We start from the raw sequence: 15,835 nt of genomic DNA on the forward strand, positions 1-15,835 counted from the left end.
GTTATAGGTGCAATGGTCCAGTTCATTATCAGTTCATACTGATTTGTTACGATATGAACATCAAATAGATAGATATCGTGCATGATCAGGAGAGGAAGAGATCCATATGAAAATACTTGAAGTTAAAAATGTGAAGAAATCATACACCTTATATGGAAAAGAAAGAGTTCCGGTACTCCACGGTTTGAACTTAAGTTTTGAGACAGGGGAATTTGTCTCCATCCTTGGCGAATCTGGCTGCGGTAAGTCGACACTGATGAATATCATTGGTGGTATGGACTCCGACTATGAAGGGGACGTCGTTGTTCGTGGCAAGAACTTAAGTGCCATGACAGAGAAGGAAATGGATGATTATCGGAAGAATAATATCGGCTTTGTCTTTCAAAATTTCAATCTGATCCCGCATCTGTCTGTCCTCGAAAATGTGACGATTGCGATGCAAATGACGGATACCAATGAGAAGGATCGCAACCAACGTGCCGTAGATATATTGACAGAGGTGGGACTGAAGGATCATCTGAACAAACGTCCCAACCAGTTATCTGGCGGTCAGAAGCAACGGGTTTCCATCGCACGGGCGTTATCCAACAATCCCGATATTATTCTTGCAGATGAACCGACGGGTGCTCTGGATAGGGAAAACGGAGATCAAATCCTCGCTCTGCTCGACAGTATAGCCAAAAAGGGAATGCTGGTGATTGCCGTTACTCACTCGCAGAAAGTCGCTGACTCCGGTACACGTATTGTGAAGGTTGAAGAGGGGCGCATTAGTGACGATATTCACCTGAAAGATCCTTCTACGGCTGTTTACGAGAGTGGTCAGGATTCTTCCCGGAGCCTGAGCTTGCTTGCTTCATTCAAGATGGCACTTAAAAATATGAAACTCAACGGCAAGCGTAATGTATTGGTAGCATTGGGTGGATCTATAGGTATATTAAGCGTACTCCTGATGCTCTCCTTGGGGAATGGAATAACGACGTATATGAATGACGAAATCAATTCAAGTATGGACCCTTTGCTCGTGGATATAACCAAGCCGAGTGAAGAAGCCAAGGATATGCAAGGCCCCGAGGCCTTGATGGCACCAGGTGAAGCGTTCACCGAAGCTGATGTTGAGACGATTCGCAATTTTCCTAATGTGGATCATGTAGAGACGATCACGACCATTACAGGCAAATCCACGATGGTGAATGAAAAACAAAGTGTAGGACTCACACAGTTAACAACGTTAACGGATGCTTTTGATCCAGCATTGATGACAACTGGTGTTCTGCCGGTAGAAAATCAGATGCTGTTACCTCTCGATACAGCGAAACAATTAAGCGGAAATGATCAAGCTGAAACCATGATCGGCAAGTCCGTGTTTTTATATATCAATGAGATGGATAGTAATAATAAACCAGTGACTTTGGAGAAAGAAGTAACGATCTCAGGGATCTACGAAGCGGCAGATCCACGATCTCCAATGCAGCAATCCCCGGGATACATTTCATCAGAGACGTTGGAGCAAATGTATGCGGACGAAGGAATAACGATTGGACCAATTCAAGTTAACGCCTATGCAACCGATATGAAATATGTAAATGATATCAATGAAGCTGCTGTAAACGCTGGTTTCGCAGGCTCCCAAATGGCCAAGGTCATGGAGAATATCACCACATATGTAAGTATGGCTTCCATTGTACTCGCGGGTATTGCAGGCATTTCGTTGATCGTATCCGGTATTATGATACTGGTCGTACTCTATATTAGTGTCGTGGAACGGACGAAGGAGATCGGCATTCTTCGGGCCATTGGAGCAAGAAAGAAAGATATCAAGCGCATATTCTTCTCCGAATCTGCCTTATTAGGCGTATTTAGTGGTATTATTGCGGTAATCTTTGCAGTGATCATCAGTTATGTATTAAACATTCTTTTGGACAATGCGTTTGGAGCAAAACTGATTAATCTCTCGGGATATTACATCTTGTTCGGTCTTGTGGTAAGTACAGCGATTAGTATTGTGGCTGGTTTGATGCCATCATCAAAAGCGGCGAAGCTGGACCCGATGGAATCCTTACGATACGAATAAATATCAATTTTGGAAAGGATAATGGCTACATGAACACAGTTCTGGTGGTGGACGATGATTCCCATATCCGCAAATTAATCCGAATCTATCTTGAAAAGAATCAATTCTCCGTGCTGGAAGCGCCAGACGGTCAAGAGGCGTTAGATATCCTCTCGCATACGAAAGTTGATCTGGCGATTGTGGATGTGATGATGCCGCGAATAGACGGTATTGAACTGACGGAAGATATCCGGTCTTATCTGGATATTCCCATCCTGATGGTGACTGCCAAGGGAGAATCCAAGGACAAAGTCAGAGGATTTAATGCCGGGTCAGACGATTACCTGGTTAAACCGTTTGATCCTGTGGAGTTAATCTTGCGTGTGAAATCGTTACTGAAAAGATATAACAAAAGTTCATCAAACATGATTCAGATCAGCGGTGTTACGATTGATTTGGGCAATCTGATGGTTGTTTCGGATGGACAAACTATCGAATTGAAAAAGAAGGAATGTGAATTGTTATTTTCTCTGGCGAGTTCGCCAGGGAAAATATTCACACGTACACAGCTTATAGATGACATATGGGGCATCGATTACGAAGGAGATGAGCGTACAGTTGACGTACATATCAAACGGTTAAGGGAACGGCTTGAACCTGTACCTGAGCTAGTGATCTCAACGATAAGAGGACTTGGATATCGTCTGGAGCGGGCATGAAAATGTTTAGGAAAAGCCTGCGACTTCGCATCGTAGCTACGTTTATCGGGATTGTTCTGGTGAGTTTGATTCTCTCCTTTATGATAAATAACGGGTCCCAGGAAAAGACACCGAATCGGTTTATGGTTACTTTTGCTCAAGATCTCGCTACACTGATTAACCTGATCGATGATCCGGAAAAAGTACAATCAAGCTTAGGTATCTTTGCTCGCTACGGCTTAAATATCACTCCCGTGAATGAACAAAGTGAAGTGTTATCTTCCTTGCCAGAGGACAAAGTTCATTCGTTATTTGAAACGGGTACAACGGATGCCATTTTTCTGTCCAGTAAAGATGGAATCGCGACCATAGGTGTTCCTGGAACAAACGAGGGGATCGGCACATTTCTAATTCAAAGCGATTTCTCCTCTCTTTTTCATACACTGCGAAACACGCTCTTAACCTCACTATTAACAGTTCTGGTGATTGGCAGCTTATTAATCCTGTTCATGTCCGGGTACATTGTGAAACCGATTAAGAGATTAACGGTTGCAGCGAAGGAGATGTCATCAGGTGACCTGTCGGTTCGCTTGAAACATAATAATCAGGATGAGTTTGGCGAACTGATGGAGAGCTTTAATCATATGGCCAGTGAGTTGCAAAAAATCGATTCGGTTCGTGATGACTTTGTCAGCAACGTCTCTCATGAAATGCAATCTCCGCTCACATCAATTAGAGGATTCACCAGAGCACTACAAGATGGTGTTATTCCATTAGAAGAGCAGAAAGAGCATTTGGATATTATCTATGAAGAAACGCTGCGCTTATCGAGGCTCAGTGATAATCTGCTTCGGCTAGCCTCGCTGGATTCAGAGCATCATCCGGTTCATTTCACCACATTCCAGGTAGATGAACAATTAAGAAGGGCGATCTTACTGGCAGAGCCGCAGTGGGCTCAGAAGGACATACAGATCGAATTGGATTTGTTGCCCTGCGAGATCACAGTGGACAAAGATTTGTTTGATCAGGTCTGGCAAAATTTAATAAACAATGCGATCAAATACACCGGTCCACAAGGTACCATTCATGTCGAAATTGAGACGTCATCTTCATTTGTGAAGGTATTGATTAGAGATTCTGGACAAGGAATACCTGAGGAAGCACTCCCGTATATCTTTGATCGATTCTACATGGTGGACAAAGCGCGAAGCAGCTCGCTTCGAGGGAATGGATTGGGTTTGTCCATTGTCATTAAAATCTTGAAATTGCATCAATGTACAATTGATGTAGAGAGCGAAATGGGAAAAGGTACACAGTTTATTGTCACGATCCCCAGATCGACCATTACACCTACATCTTAAGGAAAGCCAGAAAATAGAGAGCAGCAATATGGTAACAATCGGTTCCTGTGTGTTCAGGATTCAGATTGTTGCCAGATTGCTTTTTTTGATATCTGTATTTGCGACAAAATTTCACATATAGTTTTGTTTAGCAGTGGATCATTTGATAAAATAGAAGAGACATTGTGTGAATCTATGAACTTAATTAATTTAATCATACAGAGAATGGAGCCATCCAATGAAATATCGCAACATGGAAGATTGTATTAACGATCTGGAGCAGCACGGTCATTTGATTCGGGTCAAAGAAGAGGTTGATCCTCATTTGGAGATGGCAGCGATCCACATGAAAGTGCACGAGGCTAAAGGCCCTGCTTTGTTATTTGAAAATGTAAAAGGCTCAAAGTTCCAGGCCGTATCCAATCTGTTCGGCACGGTGGAACGAAGCAAGTTCATGTTCCGCGGTACGCTGGAAGGCGTACAACGGGTCATGGCAGTTCGTGACGATCCCATGAAGGCGCTTAAGACGCCATTTCAGCATGTCCAAACAGGTCTTGCTGCGTGGCAGGCGCTGCCAAAACAGAAGTCTATAAGCTTGCCGGTGTCCGCGCAAGAGATTCAAATCTCGGATCTGCCACTCATCAAACACTGGCCTATGGACGGTGGGGCATTTGTGACGTTACCACAGGTTTATTCGGAAGATCCAGACAAACCAGGAATCATGAATTCGAACTTGGGGATGTACCGGGTTCAACTGGATGGCAATGATTTTGAAATGAACAAGGAAATAGGGTTACACTATCAGATTCATCGCGGAATTGGTATACATCAAGCCAAAGCTGTCAAAAAGGGAGAACCACTGAAAGTGAGTATTTTCATTGGGGGTCCACCTGCACATACACTTTCAGCGGTTATGCCTTTGCCTGAAGGACTTAGTGAGATGACATTTGCCGGTTTGCTCGCTGGACGTCGCTTCCGGTACAGTTACAAGGACGGATATTGCATCAGTAATGATGCTGATTTTGTCATCACGGGTGATATCTACCCAGGTGAGACAAAACCCGAAGGGCCGTTCGGTGATCATCTGGGTTATTACAGTCTGACACATGAATTCCCGCTAATGCGTGTGCATAAAGTCTATGCCAAACCTAATGCCATCTGGCCGTTTACAGTTGTTGGTCGTCCACCGCAAGAGGATACGGCGTTTGGTGATTTGATTCATGAGATTACTGGAGACGCGATCAAACAGGAGATTCCAGGTGTCAAAGAAGTGCATGCGGTCGATGCGGCAGGGGTCCATCCATTACTGTTTGCCATCGGCAGTGAACGTTACACGCCGTATCAGGCGGTGAAGCAGCCGACAGAGTTGCTTACGATTGCCAATCGTATTTTGGGTACGGGTCAGCTCAGTCTTGCGAAGTACCTGTTTATTACTGCTGAGGATCAGCAACCTCTGGATACCCACAAGGAAGTTGAATTCCTGACCTATATCTTGGAGCGTATGGATATGCAGCGGGATATTCATTTCCATACCCATACAACGATTGATACACTCGATTATTCGGGTACAGGACTGAACAGCGGAAGCAAGGTCGTTTTTGCAGCATATGGCGACAAGGTTCGAGAGTTGTGTACGGAAGTTCCGGAGTCTTTGAAAAACATTCGTGGTTATGAGAATGCACAGCTCATCATGCCGGGTATCGTTTCGATCCAGACATCGGCCTTTACGAGTTATGCGGATACAGCACAGGAGATGCAAGCATTCACGTCTCTATTGAAAGAACAGGGAGGTCTGGACTCGTGTCCGATGATCATTCTATGTGACGACAGTTCGTTCCTGAGTGCTAACCTCAGCAACTTCTTATGGGCAACCTTTACTCGAAGCAACCCTTCACATGATATGTATGGGGTTAATAGCGGATATGATCACAAGCATTGGGGTTGTGATCAGGTTATTATTGATGCGCGTACCAAACCCCATCAGGCACCACCGCTGATTCCCGATGCTTCGGTAGAGAAGAGCATTGAACGATTTTTTGTTAAAGGTGCTAGTCTGGGTTCGATCAAAATCTAATTTGAGATGTCTTGAAGAAGTTCAAACGGAGCGTTTGAACTTCTTTGGCTTACTCTGATACGGCAATGAGGCACAAAAGTGTGTAAAAGTTTAAAACCGGGACTAATTTGGATGTTGGAGTGAGGATAAAGTCTTAGGCGTTCGTATTTACCATTGTGATTAAGGTCGTTTGAACTATGTATGAAATGAAGAATTATAACGATATAAAGAAGTATAGGTATTTTTGTGGCCCCGTTCCGTTGGGTGCTGTTACTATAATGAATTGTTCAGGGGGAATACCGATTTGAGAATCCATATTATGAACCTGCAAGACGGAGACCGTCTAACTGCGGATACATTCAGCGATGCAGGATTACACGTTCTCGGGAAGGGAACTGTGATCAAAGGTGAGGATATCACCTTGCTTATGCAGCACCGTGTAGATTATGTAGATATTGAATCACGCGAAGAGGAAATCACTGAAGCAGAATTTTTTGCAGCAGCCGCAAAGCATGCTTCGGGGATAACTACGAAGGAAGAACCGCCTGAAGAAGAGCTGAAGTCCCAATTTATTCAGACTGTACATAATTATCAAAATGCTTTTCTCGAAGCTCTGACCGTTGGCAAGTTCAACGCCACCATGGTGGATGATGCACTGCAACCGATGGTTGAGGGACTGGATGAGCAGAAAGATGTCGTTCATCTCCTGATGATGCTGGAGCGGGATGACGTCAATAACTATACACATTCAATCCAGGTAGGATTGTTGTCATTCTACCTCGCGAATTGGCTTGGATATTCTCAGAAGGAGAGTTATCAGATTAGTCGCGGTGGTTATCTGCATGACATTGGAAAGTGCAAAGTTTCCCACCGGATTCGGAACAAAACAGAACCGTTGACGGATGATGAGCAGCTTGAAATGCGGCGTCACACTATATATGGCCATGAAATTATCAAAAATTCGATGACGGATGAAGCGACAGCACTGGTTGCTCTGCAGCATCACGAGCGGGAAGATGGGTCGGGTTATCCGATGCAACTTGAGAAAAGTGAAATTCATCCATATACACAGATTGTATCTGTAGCGGATATCTATATAGGCATGAGATCCGGGAACCACGGAGGAAGCAATCCAAATCTGATCAACAACCTTAGAGATATCTATGGAATGGGATTTGGTAAACTGAATGAAAAACCGGTTCAGGCATTGATGCAACATTTGCTTCCTAATTTCATCGGGAAACAAGTTCTGCTCAGCAATGGAGAAAAAGGTGTTATTGTCATGAACAATACATCTGATATTTTCAAACCACTCATCAAAGTGGAGTCTGAAGAATATCGCGATCTCTCCAAAGAGCGTACGCTTGCCATTGATGAATTGCTTATTTAATCTAAGTATTATCTGTATTCCTTACTTATATTGAGAACGGGCCTCCTGTACGAAGACAGGGGACCCGTTTTTTGTTATATCATCCTAGATGTGTTGTTCGACCAAGGAAGCAAGCGTATACTTTGCAAAGACCTTATTTTTCCTGCCAAGGAGCGATCGCCATGATTGAAGTGACAACCGAGATTACGATACATGCCTCGATTGAACGATGCTTTGACTATGCCCGGGATATTGATGTACATACTCAGACCGTCTGGCAACATACAAGAGAGCGAGCAGTTGCAGGAGTAACCACAGGAAGAATTGGAGCAGGGGATACCGTTACATTTCAGGCTACTCATTTTGGGGTCAGACAGAAGTTGAAGTCCCGAATTGTGCAGTTCGAACGACCTTTCCTCTTTGTGGATCAGATGGAGAAAGGGGCTTTCAAGAGCATGCGACATGAACATCATTTCAGCGTAATTGGGGATCAGATGACTTGCATGAGAGACACACTTCGATTCGAAGCTCCACTTGGATTGCTGGGATGGGCAACCGAACGACTTGTGCTGAAGAGATACATGCAGGCATTTCTGGAGGATCGCAATCGTAAACTCAAAGTGATACTTGAACAGTAGCCAGAATTGAATGGATAGAGGAGAGAAGACATTTGATGGATAATGAATATTTTGTAGGTTGGGGCACACTTGCCTTGATTAATGCCGGACTGGCTCAGGGAAAAAACAGAAGTGGTCGGAACTGGTTTCTGATTTCCCTGTTATTTGGTCCGTTGGCAACTCTCTTTATTGTGGTGTGGAATAAACTGGACTAATTCAACGATCGAGATTCCGATGCATATAACGATCGATCATCCAGAACACAAGGGCTGCTGCACTAACACCAGCACCTAACCAGCAAACGGCTGTCCAGCCCGCCCATGCATACACTTGGGTAGAAACGATGGAGCCGATTGCACTGCCGATGGAATAAAAGATCATATAAGCTGCCGTCAGGCGGCTCTGTGCTTCGGGGCGAACTTCGTAGATCAGGCTCTGGTTGGTAACATGTACGGCCTGCACGGCGAGATCGAGCAGGATAACACCCAGGATCAGAAACCAGAGAGAATGATGGACATAACCGATGGGCAGCCAGGACAAGAGCAGAATGACAAGAGCGACACCGGTTGTTTTCTGCCCAAGGCCCCGGTCGGCAAGTTTACCTGCACGGGCAGCAGCCAATGCTCCCGCCGCTCCTGCGAGACCGAATGCACCTATGACTGTATGAGACAGGGACAGTGGAGGACTACTTAGTGGCAGAACCATGGAAGTCCACAAGATGCTGAAGGCTGTAAAAATCAGCATGGCCAGCACACCTCGTACTCTTAACACACGCAACTCACGGTACAGTTGTAAGACGGAACCGAGTAATTGGGTATAGCTTTGTTTCACTTGCGGGGACTGCTGCTTTGGGAGAACAAGATATAAGGCGACAATTCCGAGTAATGTAAGGCTGGCGGAGAAGAGATACACCGATCTCCACCCGAGCCAATCGTTCAGCGTACCTGCAACCGTTCGTGCAAGTAAAATGCCAATGACGATCCCGCTGGTTACCAATCCGACAATGCGACCGCGTTCGGAAGGGGCTGCCAAGTGTGCAGCAAAGGCAACGAGCGTTTGCGTAATGACCGCGAGTAGACCGACGACAGCCATGCCCGTGAATAAGAGGGAGCTGGACTGTGAGGTGCCTACCAGAATTAGTGCAAGTACAGAGAAGAGCATTTGAATGATAATCAGCTTGCGACGATTTAAGAGGTCACCAAGCGGAACAAGAAGGAACAGCCCCAAGGCATAACATATTTGAGTCACTGTGATGACGATCCCTATGGATGATGGAGAGAGGCTGAATTCTTGAGCGATGGAGTCCAGTAAAGGCTGAGCATAATAGATATTGGCGACCGCAAGTCCGCTGCACACGGCAAAAAGAAGAGCAACTAACCGTGACATGGCAGGACGATCCTTATTGGATAATTGTGCATCTGGAGAAGAAGTTTGCATGAGTATTTGTCACCTTTCTATTCTGTACTGATCGGTATTTTATGTTTCGGGATAAACATACTTTATTTGCGTGAATTTTGTCAACAGAGAAATGGGTGAGGGTTAAATTGAAGATTATTTACCAGAGAATACGACGATAAATAACGATGCGATCGCTTCAATTCCAGATTTTTCGATTCATTTATAGCTAAACACGCCTTTCTGGTTATTAGGTTTTGACTTTGTAATAAGAGTGAGGTTAAAATATATAAACATACTGATCGATACATAAAGAGGTGAATTGTATGGTTAGACAACGGGAATTTGATACGGATAAAGCACTCGATGCAGCGATGCATACGTTTTGGGGCAAAGGGTTCGAAGCGGCATCTTTAAATGACTTGACGACCGCAATGGGAATACAACGTCCCAGTCTGTACGCGGCTTTTGGCGATAAAAAGGAATTATTCGAAACAGCACTTCGCAGGTATACCACTCAGCATGCGGCTCAAGTCAGAGCCAGACTTCAACAGGGCTCCTCCGTGCGGGAAGCCTTTCGTGGATTGTTTGAACATATTGGAGCAGAGGGGAGTGTGACCGAGCCTAGTCATGGCTGTTTTTGTATTAATACGATGGTTGAGCTGGCTCCACATGATCCCAAATTCGCTGTCCTTACACGGGAGCATCAGATGTACTTGGGTGTTCTTTTCGAAGAAACGATAGAACGAGGGCAACAGAGCGGGGAGTTGTCCACTGACATGAACGCGAGTGCGGTCGCACAGTCTCTGGTTGTATCCATGATTGGACTGACTGTTCTGATGAAATCAGGACCAGACCGCTTATTTGTAGAGCAGAGCATCCAAGTTACGCTGTCTTTGCTGCAGTAATAGGGATTTATTCTGTTTAAAGTGATGCGGAGTTGCTACAATATATTTAAGAATTGAGCAGATATAGGAGGAGATCAGAAATGAATACGAAGTTGCGCTGTGCCGTTTTGGATGATTATCAGAACGTTGCGCTGACGTCGGCGGACTGGGGTCCGTTGATGGATCAGGTGGAGATTCAGACATTCAACAACTATATGGGCTCGGAAGAAAAAGTCATTCAGGAATTGCAGGATTTCGATATTGTGGTTCTGATGCGGGAACGTACACCGTTTCCAGAGAAGGTCATTTCGCAGCTCCCTAATCTAAAACTTCTGATTACAAGTGGTATGCGCAACGCGTCGATAGATCTAAAGGCTGCAGAGAAGAACGGAATTATTGTGTGTGGAACCGAGGGAAGCTCTAATCCGCCGACGGAGCTTACATGGGCACTGATTCTAGGGCTGTCCAGACAACTGGTTACGGAAAATAATGCACTTCGCTCCAATCGAAACTGGCAGAGCACTGTAGGGTTGGATTTGCATGGGAGAACACTTGGATTGCTTGGTTTGGGCAAGATAGGTACTCGCATGGCTGAGATCGCACAAGCATTTGGCATGAATGTGATGGCCTGGAGCGAGAATCTAACACGTGAAAAAACCGAAAAACATGGTGTGATCTGGTGCGAGACCAAGGAGCAACTGCTTGCACAGAGCGACATCGTATCCATTCATCTGGTATTGAGTGATCGTACGCGGAATCTGATCGGACAAGCCGAATTTCAACAAATGAAATCGAGTGCGCTATTAATAAATACGTCGCGAGCGGGCATTGTCGATCAGGAAGCTATGGTGGAGGCATTGCAGCGTGGGGTGATTGCTGGTGCAGGCCTGGATGTATATGAGCAGGAACCGCTACCTGTTAACCATGTGATGCGAACATTGCCCAACGTCCTGGCAACACCGCATCTGGGTTATGTGACTCGTGGCAATTATGAGATCTATTATAATCATACCGTAGAGAATATAGAGATGTTCCTGAAGGGAACACCGATCAGGCAACTGCTTTCTTAGAATGAACGTATGCGGAGTATGACTCTGCTATAGTTATATAGAATCAACGACAAATAAGGTGCTGCCAGGAAAGAGTTAGACCTGAGCAACACCTTTTTAGTATATCTGTGTAGCAGGACAAATAAAGGGATAGCCGTAAAATATATTCTATCCTAATGCCCATACCCCTCACCAAATTTAACTGTGTTGTCCTCGCTGGGAGGAATGAATCATGGCGACGCTTGATTCACGAACGATTAAGCGTGGTTCAAATTGGATGTGTTCGTAATCGGTCGTGCTCATCTCCCGAATCCGTTTTAACAACAGCTCGGTAGCAAGTCTGGCGACTTCTTCGCCCATAATGGACACGGAACTAATCTGAGGAGACGTGACGGTTGTCCATTGATTGTTATCCACACCCACAACAGCCACATCTTCAGGTACACGAACCCCTAACTCCTTGAACCGATTAACCAATCCGATGGCAACCATATCATTAATGGCATAGACAGCATCTGGCATATGCGTAAGTCCATAGAAATAATCTGCAGCATTGGCACCTGTATTTAATGAAAAGTCCTCACCAAAGTAGACGAGAGAAATGTCCACGTGACCTACGGCTTGCTCATACGCACGAAAGCGTTCTTCAATAATGTCCTTCGGTGCTCCCGCATATGCAATTCGAGTTCGACCGATCTTGAACAGATGTTCCATTACCAATTTGCCTTCAGGTTGAGAGAGAGAGACGATATCCGCTTTCATACCCGGTTCCAGTTTTTTGCCGTAATTAATCATCGAGATAGGGAGCGGCGCCTTATCAATCAGTCCGGGTAACGTTTTGGGGTACGCCAGAGGCATGAAGATCAGTCCATCCACATGCAATTTTTTGACATTACGAATGGTTTCAAGCTCCGTTCTGGCATTGCCTGCCGTATTGATCTGGACGACATGGTACCCATGTTGCTTCGCCGTTTGCTCTACAGACCAGGAGATTTCCGGAATGATGGCGTTTCGTATGTCGGGTACAACAAGAGCGATCTGGTGCGTTTGCCGGATTTTCAGACTCTGTGCCGAGGTGTTGGGTACAAACCCCAGTTCTTCAATGGCCTGCATCACCTTATCCCGTGTTTTACTGCTGATGCCTTCTGAATTGTTGATGGCCCGGGATACGGTAGCGATGCCCACGCCGGCACGCTCTGCAACGTCCTTGATCGTAAGTTTCTGTTCTTTCCTCAATGTACGGTTACCTCACTTTAACGGAAACGATTCCGAATTATTAGGGATATGTATGAACTTCACGATAGTTATATAACTTGATTATAACATTTGAACAATGAAGTATCCCGTGAAAGGGCCAGATTTATGGCAACGCCTGATTAAATTTCAATGGGACTACAATAATATTTGCCATGATATATGTTAATAACAAGGATTACATCGTTTGTAATACCGCTAAGATCACTTGAATTAAAGTGCGAGCATTCTTAAGTGAACTCGATATGATCATGAAATAGCCATATTAGTGGAGAAATATGTTTGACAGCGTATCTAAAATGTGACATATTTAATTTACGGAAACGTTTCCTATTATATCACAAATTATGATCTGGGAGATGAAATTAATGAAAGCATTACGTTGGCATGGAGTCAAAGATTTACGTCTCGAAAATATTAATGAACCTCAGCCTGAAGAAGGAAAGGTCAAAATAAAAGTGGAATGGTGCGGTATCTGCGGCAGTGATTTGCACGAGTACACAGCAGGTCCAATCTTCATTCCCGCTCAAGCACCGCATCCGCTAACAGGGGAACAAGCGCCTATAGTTATGGGGCATGAATTCTCAGGACAGGTGGTTGAAGTAGGGGAAGGTGTTACGCGTTTCAAGGCGGGCGATCGTGTTGTGGTAGAACCCATCTATGCATGTGGACACTGCGAAGCTTGTAAACAGGGCAGATACAATCTGTGCGATCAGATGGGTTTCCTTGGACTCGCTGGAGGCGGAGGAGGATTCTCCGAGTATGTAACTGCTGCAGAAAATATGGTACATGCCATTCCGGATTCAATCTCGTATGAGCAAGGTGCGTTGGTTGAACCTTCAGCTGTAGCACTTCACGCTGTGCGCCAAAGCAAGCTGAAAGTGGGAGATACGGCAGCCGTGTTTGGCGCAGGCCCAATCGGACTACTGGTCATCGAAGCGCTTAAAGCTTCGGGAGCGTCGGATATTTATGTAGTGGAGTTATCGGATGAACGGAAAGCAAAAGCCGAAGAGCTCGGTGCCATTGTGATTGATCCAACGCAGTTTAATGTCGTGGAAGAGATCCATCAACGTACACAAGGTGGCGTTAACGTAGCCTATGAAGTAACCGGTGTTCCACGTGTTCTGCAACAAGCCATCGATTCGACACGTATTGGTGGAGAGTTGATGATCGTCAGTATTTTTGAACAGGAAGCGCCGATTCACCCGAACTCAATTGTCATGAAAGAACGTACAGTTAATGGCATTATTGGTTATCGCGATGTGTTCCCGGCGGTTATCAGTCTGATGGATAAAGGTTTCTTCCCGGCTGACAAGCTGGTGACCAAACGAATTACGTTGGATGAAGTGGTAGAGCATGGATTTGAAGCACTGTTGAAAGAGAAAAATCAGGTTAAGATTTTGGTAAAAGCTGAATAGAAATCACAGACAGTAAGAACAAGTAGACAGCACATCAACAGATGTGATTGTCTACTTTTTTTGTATAAATAGGGCGGAATTTGTTGCATGTGCGGGTGGTTTTACATAGTATAAAAAGATACAATTTGTATCATCTTGGTGTGAAGGTAATGATGATGAAAAAATGAAGGAGGAAGCGGACATGCAGAGACATACAAAATGGACAGCCGTAATTTTGACCATTGTCGCAGGAATGAGCTGGATGCTTATGGGGAACTCCAAGCCAAAAAACACCACGTCAACGAGTCAACCCCCTGCGACGGAACGTGGCCTTGCCAAGGTGTCGAATGCACCGATCAGTTCAGCCGATGTAACATCGAAGATCGAACTGCTAGGCAGACCTTTTACCAAAACACCATATGCTAATAACGTCTGGGACATGCAACTGTACAACGGCAAGATATATTTGGGCCACGGAAATAGTAGCAATCTGGGCGTAGCTCCTAATTCAGGTCCTATTCCAGTCATTTATTATGATACAGCGAATGCAAAATTCAAGACCCAGTCGGTGACGAACAGCAACCCGAGCATCTTGCCATCAACGAAGATGTATGTGGATGAGGAACAGATTGATATCTACAGAGTACTAAACGACAAGTTATATATTCCTGGCAATGATTCCGATAGTGAACAGTGGGAACTGGGTAACTTCTATCGTCTGGATGGAGAGGTGTGGACCAAATATCGCAATCTGCCGCTGGGTGTACACGTATACGATTTGGCATCGTATCAGGGTAAGATGTTTGCCGCGCTGGGTACGGAGTCCAAACCAACCATACTAATCTCTCATAATGAAGGTGAAACTTGGCAGAAATATGCGACTATTAATACGTTTGGTTTCCGGGCTTATACCATGTTCCATCTTAATGGCAAGTTATATGCATCTGGCATGATGTATCCTGCCAATAAAATATGGAATGACAAAACTAATATTTTGGAGATTAATGAAAATCTTGAGAAACGGGATGTTGTCATCTATGGTAACAAAATGCTGCCTGGACTAACCTATCAAACGGGCACGATTCCTTATAATAAAATAGGCAAAAATGTTAACTTCAATAACAAGTTGCTCTATATAGCAGGTGGCGTGTTTAATGATGGGCAGCTGCTGCCCAAATCTTTGAATGTCATGACCGACATCAATCAGGCAAGGCGAGTTAATCTCCCGGATGCCAAGGCGCTCCCAACCGATGTGCTTTTGCGTGATGGCAAGGTGTATGTGCTTACGTACACTCGTCAAAGTGCCAATCTGTATATCAATCGGGTCTACCAATCAACGGATCTGACCACATGGAATGAGATTTTACGTTTTAACCAGGACACGTATGCCAAGTCTTTCGAAGAGAACGAGGGTGACTTCTACTTTGGTCTGGGTACCGATCCGGATGTGTTATCAACTTCATCAGGGAAATTGCTTCGAGTGAATCGCAGTGATATCCCCGTGAATGCTAATTAAATTGGAAGGAAGATTATGGATTATATACTATGCTACATCCACATTATTGGTGACCGGGAAAATACTTTAAGATGTAGTAGAGTGTATATCAGACTGCTTCGGTAGTGTGATCCAACAGAGGCTGCCGTAAGGTAGCTTTCTTTTTTTTTTCTATAAGAGTAGTTTGAACGCCCAACTTCGAAAATTTGAAAATAAAATTAAGAAACTATA

The 15,835-nt window shown here is 44.7% G+C and carries 13 protein-coding genes; 11 read left to right on the forward strand and 2 right to left on the reverse strand.

What is annotated here, in order from left to right; all coding sequences use genetic code 11:
- Window positions 1-106: 106 nt before the first annotated feature.
- The 7 genes from V6668_RS13350 to V6668_RS13380 all read left to right on the forward strand — a co-directional run bounded on the left by V6668_RS13350 (window position 107) and on the right by V6668_RS13380 (window position 8,342).
- Window positions 107-2,071, forward strand: coding sequence for an ATP-binding cassette domain-containing protein (locus V6668_RS13350; RefSeq protein ID WP_076318083.1), 1,965 nt, complete (start codon window positions 107-109; stop codon window positions 2,069-2,071).
- 29 nt (window positions 2,072-2,100) lie between these two features.
- The gene (locus V6668_RS13355) at window positions 2,101-2,769 is read left to right on the forward strand and encodes a response regulator transcription factor (RefSeq protein WP_076318082.1); all 669 of its coding nucleotides are present in this window, start codon (window positions 2,101-2,103) and stop codon (window positions 2,767-2,769) included.
- Window positions 2,770-2,771: 2 nt separating this feature from the next.
- Window positions 2,772-4,109 carry a sensor histidine kinase gene (locus V6668_RS13360; protein WP_076318081.1) on the forward strand — a complete coding sequence of 446 codons (1,338 nt, stop codon included), beginning with the start codon at window positions 2,772-2,774 and terminating at the stop codon, window positions 4,107-4,109.
- Window positions 4,110-4,326: 217 nt separating this feature from the next.
- Window positions 4,327-6,162, forward strand: coding sequence for a UbiD family decarboxylase (locus V6668_RS13365; protein WP_076318080.1), 1,836 nt, complete (start codon window positions 4,327-4,329; stop codon window positions 6,160-6,162).
- A 283-nt stretch (window positions 6,163-6,445) separates the two neighbouring features.
- On the forward strand, window positions 6,446-7,531 hold the full coding sequence (locus V6668_RS13370) for an HD-GYP domain-containing protein (RefSeq protein WP_076318079.1): 1,086 nt from the start codon (window positions 6,446-6,448) through the stop codon (window positions 7,529-7,531).
- A gap of 161 nt (window positions 7,532-7,692) precedes the next feature.
- Window positions 7,693-8,148 carry an SRPBCC family protein gene (locus tag V6668_RS13375; RefSeq protein WP_076318078.1) on the forward strand — a complete coding sequence of 152 codons (456 nt, stop codon included), beginning with the start codon at window positions 7,693-7,695 and terminating at the stop codon, window positions 8,146-8,148.
- 32 nt (window positions 8,149-8,180) lie between these two features.
- The gene (locus V6668_RS13380; protein ID WP_155985038.1) at window positions 8,181-8,342 is read left to right on the forward strand and encodes a hypothetical protein; all 162 of its coding nucleotides are present in this window, start codon (window positions 8,181-8,183) and stop codon (window positions 8,340-8,342) included.
- Between the two features lies 1 nt (window position 8,343).
- Here the strand turns inward: V6668_RS13380 and V6668_RS13385 are convergent, their stop codons facing one another.
- The gene (locus tag V6668_RS13385; RefSeq protein ID WP_076318077.1) at window positions 8,344-9,564 is read right to left on the reverse strand and encodes an MFS transporter; all 1,221 of its coding nucleotides are present in this window, start codon (window positions 9,562-9,564) and stop codon (window positions 8,344-8,346) included.
- A gap of 284 nt (window positions 9,565-9,848) precedes the next feature.
- Between V6668_RS13385 and V6668_RS13390 the strand changes: the two genes are divergently transcribed.
- Both V6668_RS13390 and V6668_RS13395 read left to right on the forward strand, forming a co-directional pair.
- Window positions 9,849-10,430: a TetR/AcrR family transcriptional regulator gene (locus tag V6668_RS13390; protein ID WP_076318076.1), complete on the forward strand. Its 582-nt coding sequence runs from the start codon at window positions 9,849-9,851 to the stop codon at window positions 10,428-10,430.
- Between the two features lie 80 nt (window positions 10,431-10,510).
- The gene (locus V6668_RS13395; RefSeq protein WP_338708656.1) at window positions 10,511-11,479 is read left to right on the forward strand and encodes a D-2-hydroxyacid dehydrogenase family protein; all 969 of its coding nucleotides are present in this window, start codon (window positions 10,511-10,513) and stop codon (window positions 11,477-11,479) included.
- A 177-nt stretch (window positions 11,480-11,656) separates the two neighbouring features.
- Here V6668_RS13395 and V6668_RS13400 read toward each other — a convergent pair whose 3' ends face one another.
- On the reverse strand, window positions 11,657-12,694 hold the full coding sequence (locus tag V6668_RS13400; RefSeq protein WP_076249529.1) for a LacI family DNA-binding transcriptional regulator: 1,038 nt from the start codon (window positions 12,692-12,694) through the stop codon (window positions 11,657-11,659).
- 386 nt (window positions 12,695-13,080) lie between these two features.
- Here V6668_RS13400 and V6668_RS13405 point away from each other — a divergent pair, with 386 nt between their 5' ends.
- A complete protein-coding gene (locus tag V6668_RS13405) occupies window positions 13,081-14,130 on the forward strand; it encodes a 2,3-butanediol dehydrogenase (RefSeq protein WP_338708657.1) in 1,050 nt (349 codons plus the stop codon).
- Between the two features lie 181 nt (window positions 14,131-14,311).
- The gene (locus V6668_RS13410) at window positions 14,312-15,625 is read left to right on the forward strand and encodes a hypothetical protein (protein ID WP_338708658.1); all 1,314 of its coding nucleotides are present in this window, start codon (window positions 14,312-14,314) and stop codon (window positions 15,623-15,625) included.
- The last annotated feature ends 210 nt before the right edge of the window (window positions 15,626-15,835 follow it).

Origin of the sequence: Paenibacillus amylolyticus (assembly GCF_036894225.1) — a bacterium.
Classification (GTDB): domain Bacteria; phylum Bacillota; class Bacilli; order Paenibacillales; family Paenibacillaceae; genus Paenibacillus; species Paenibacillus amylolyticus.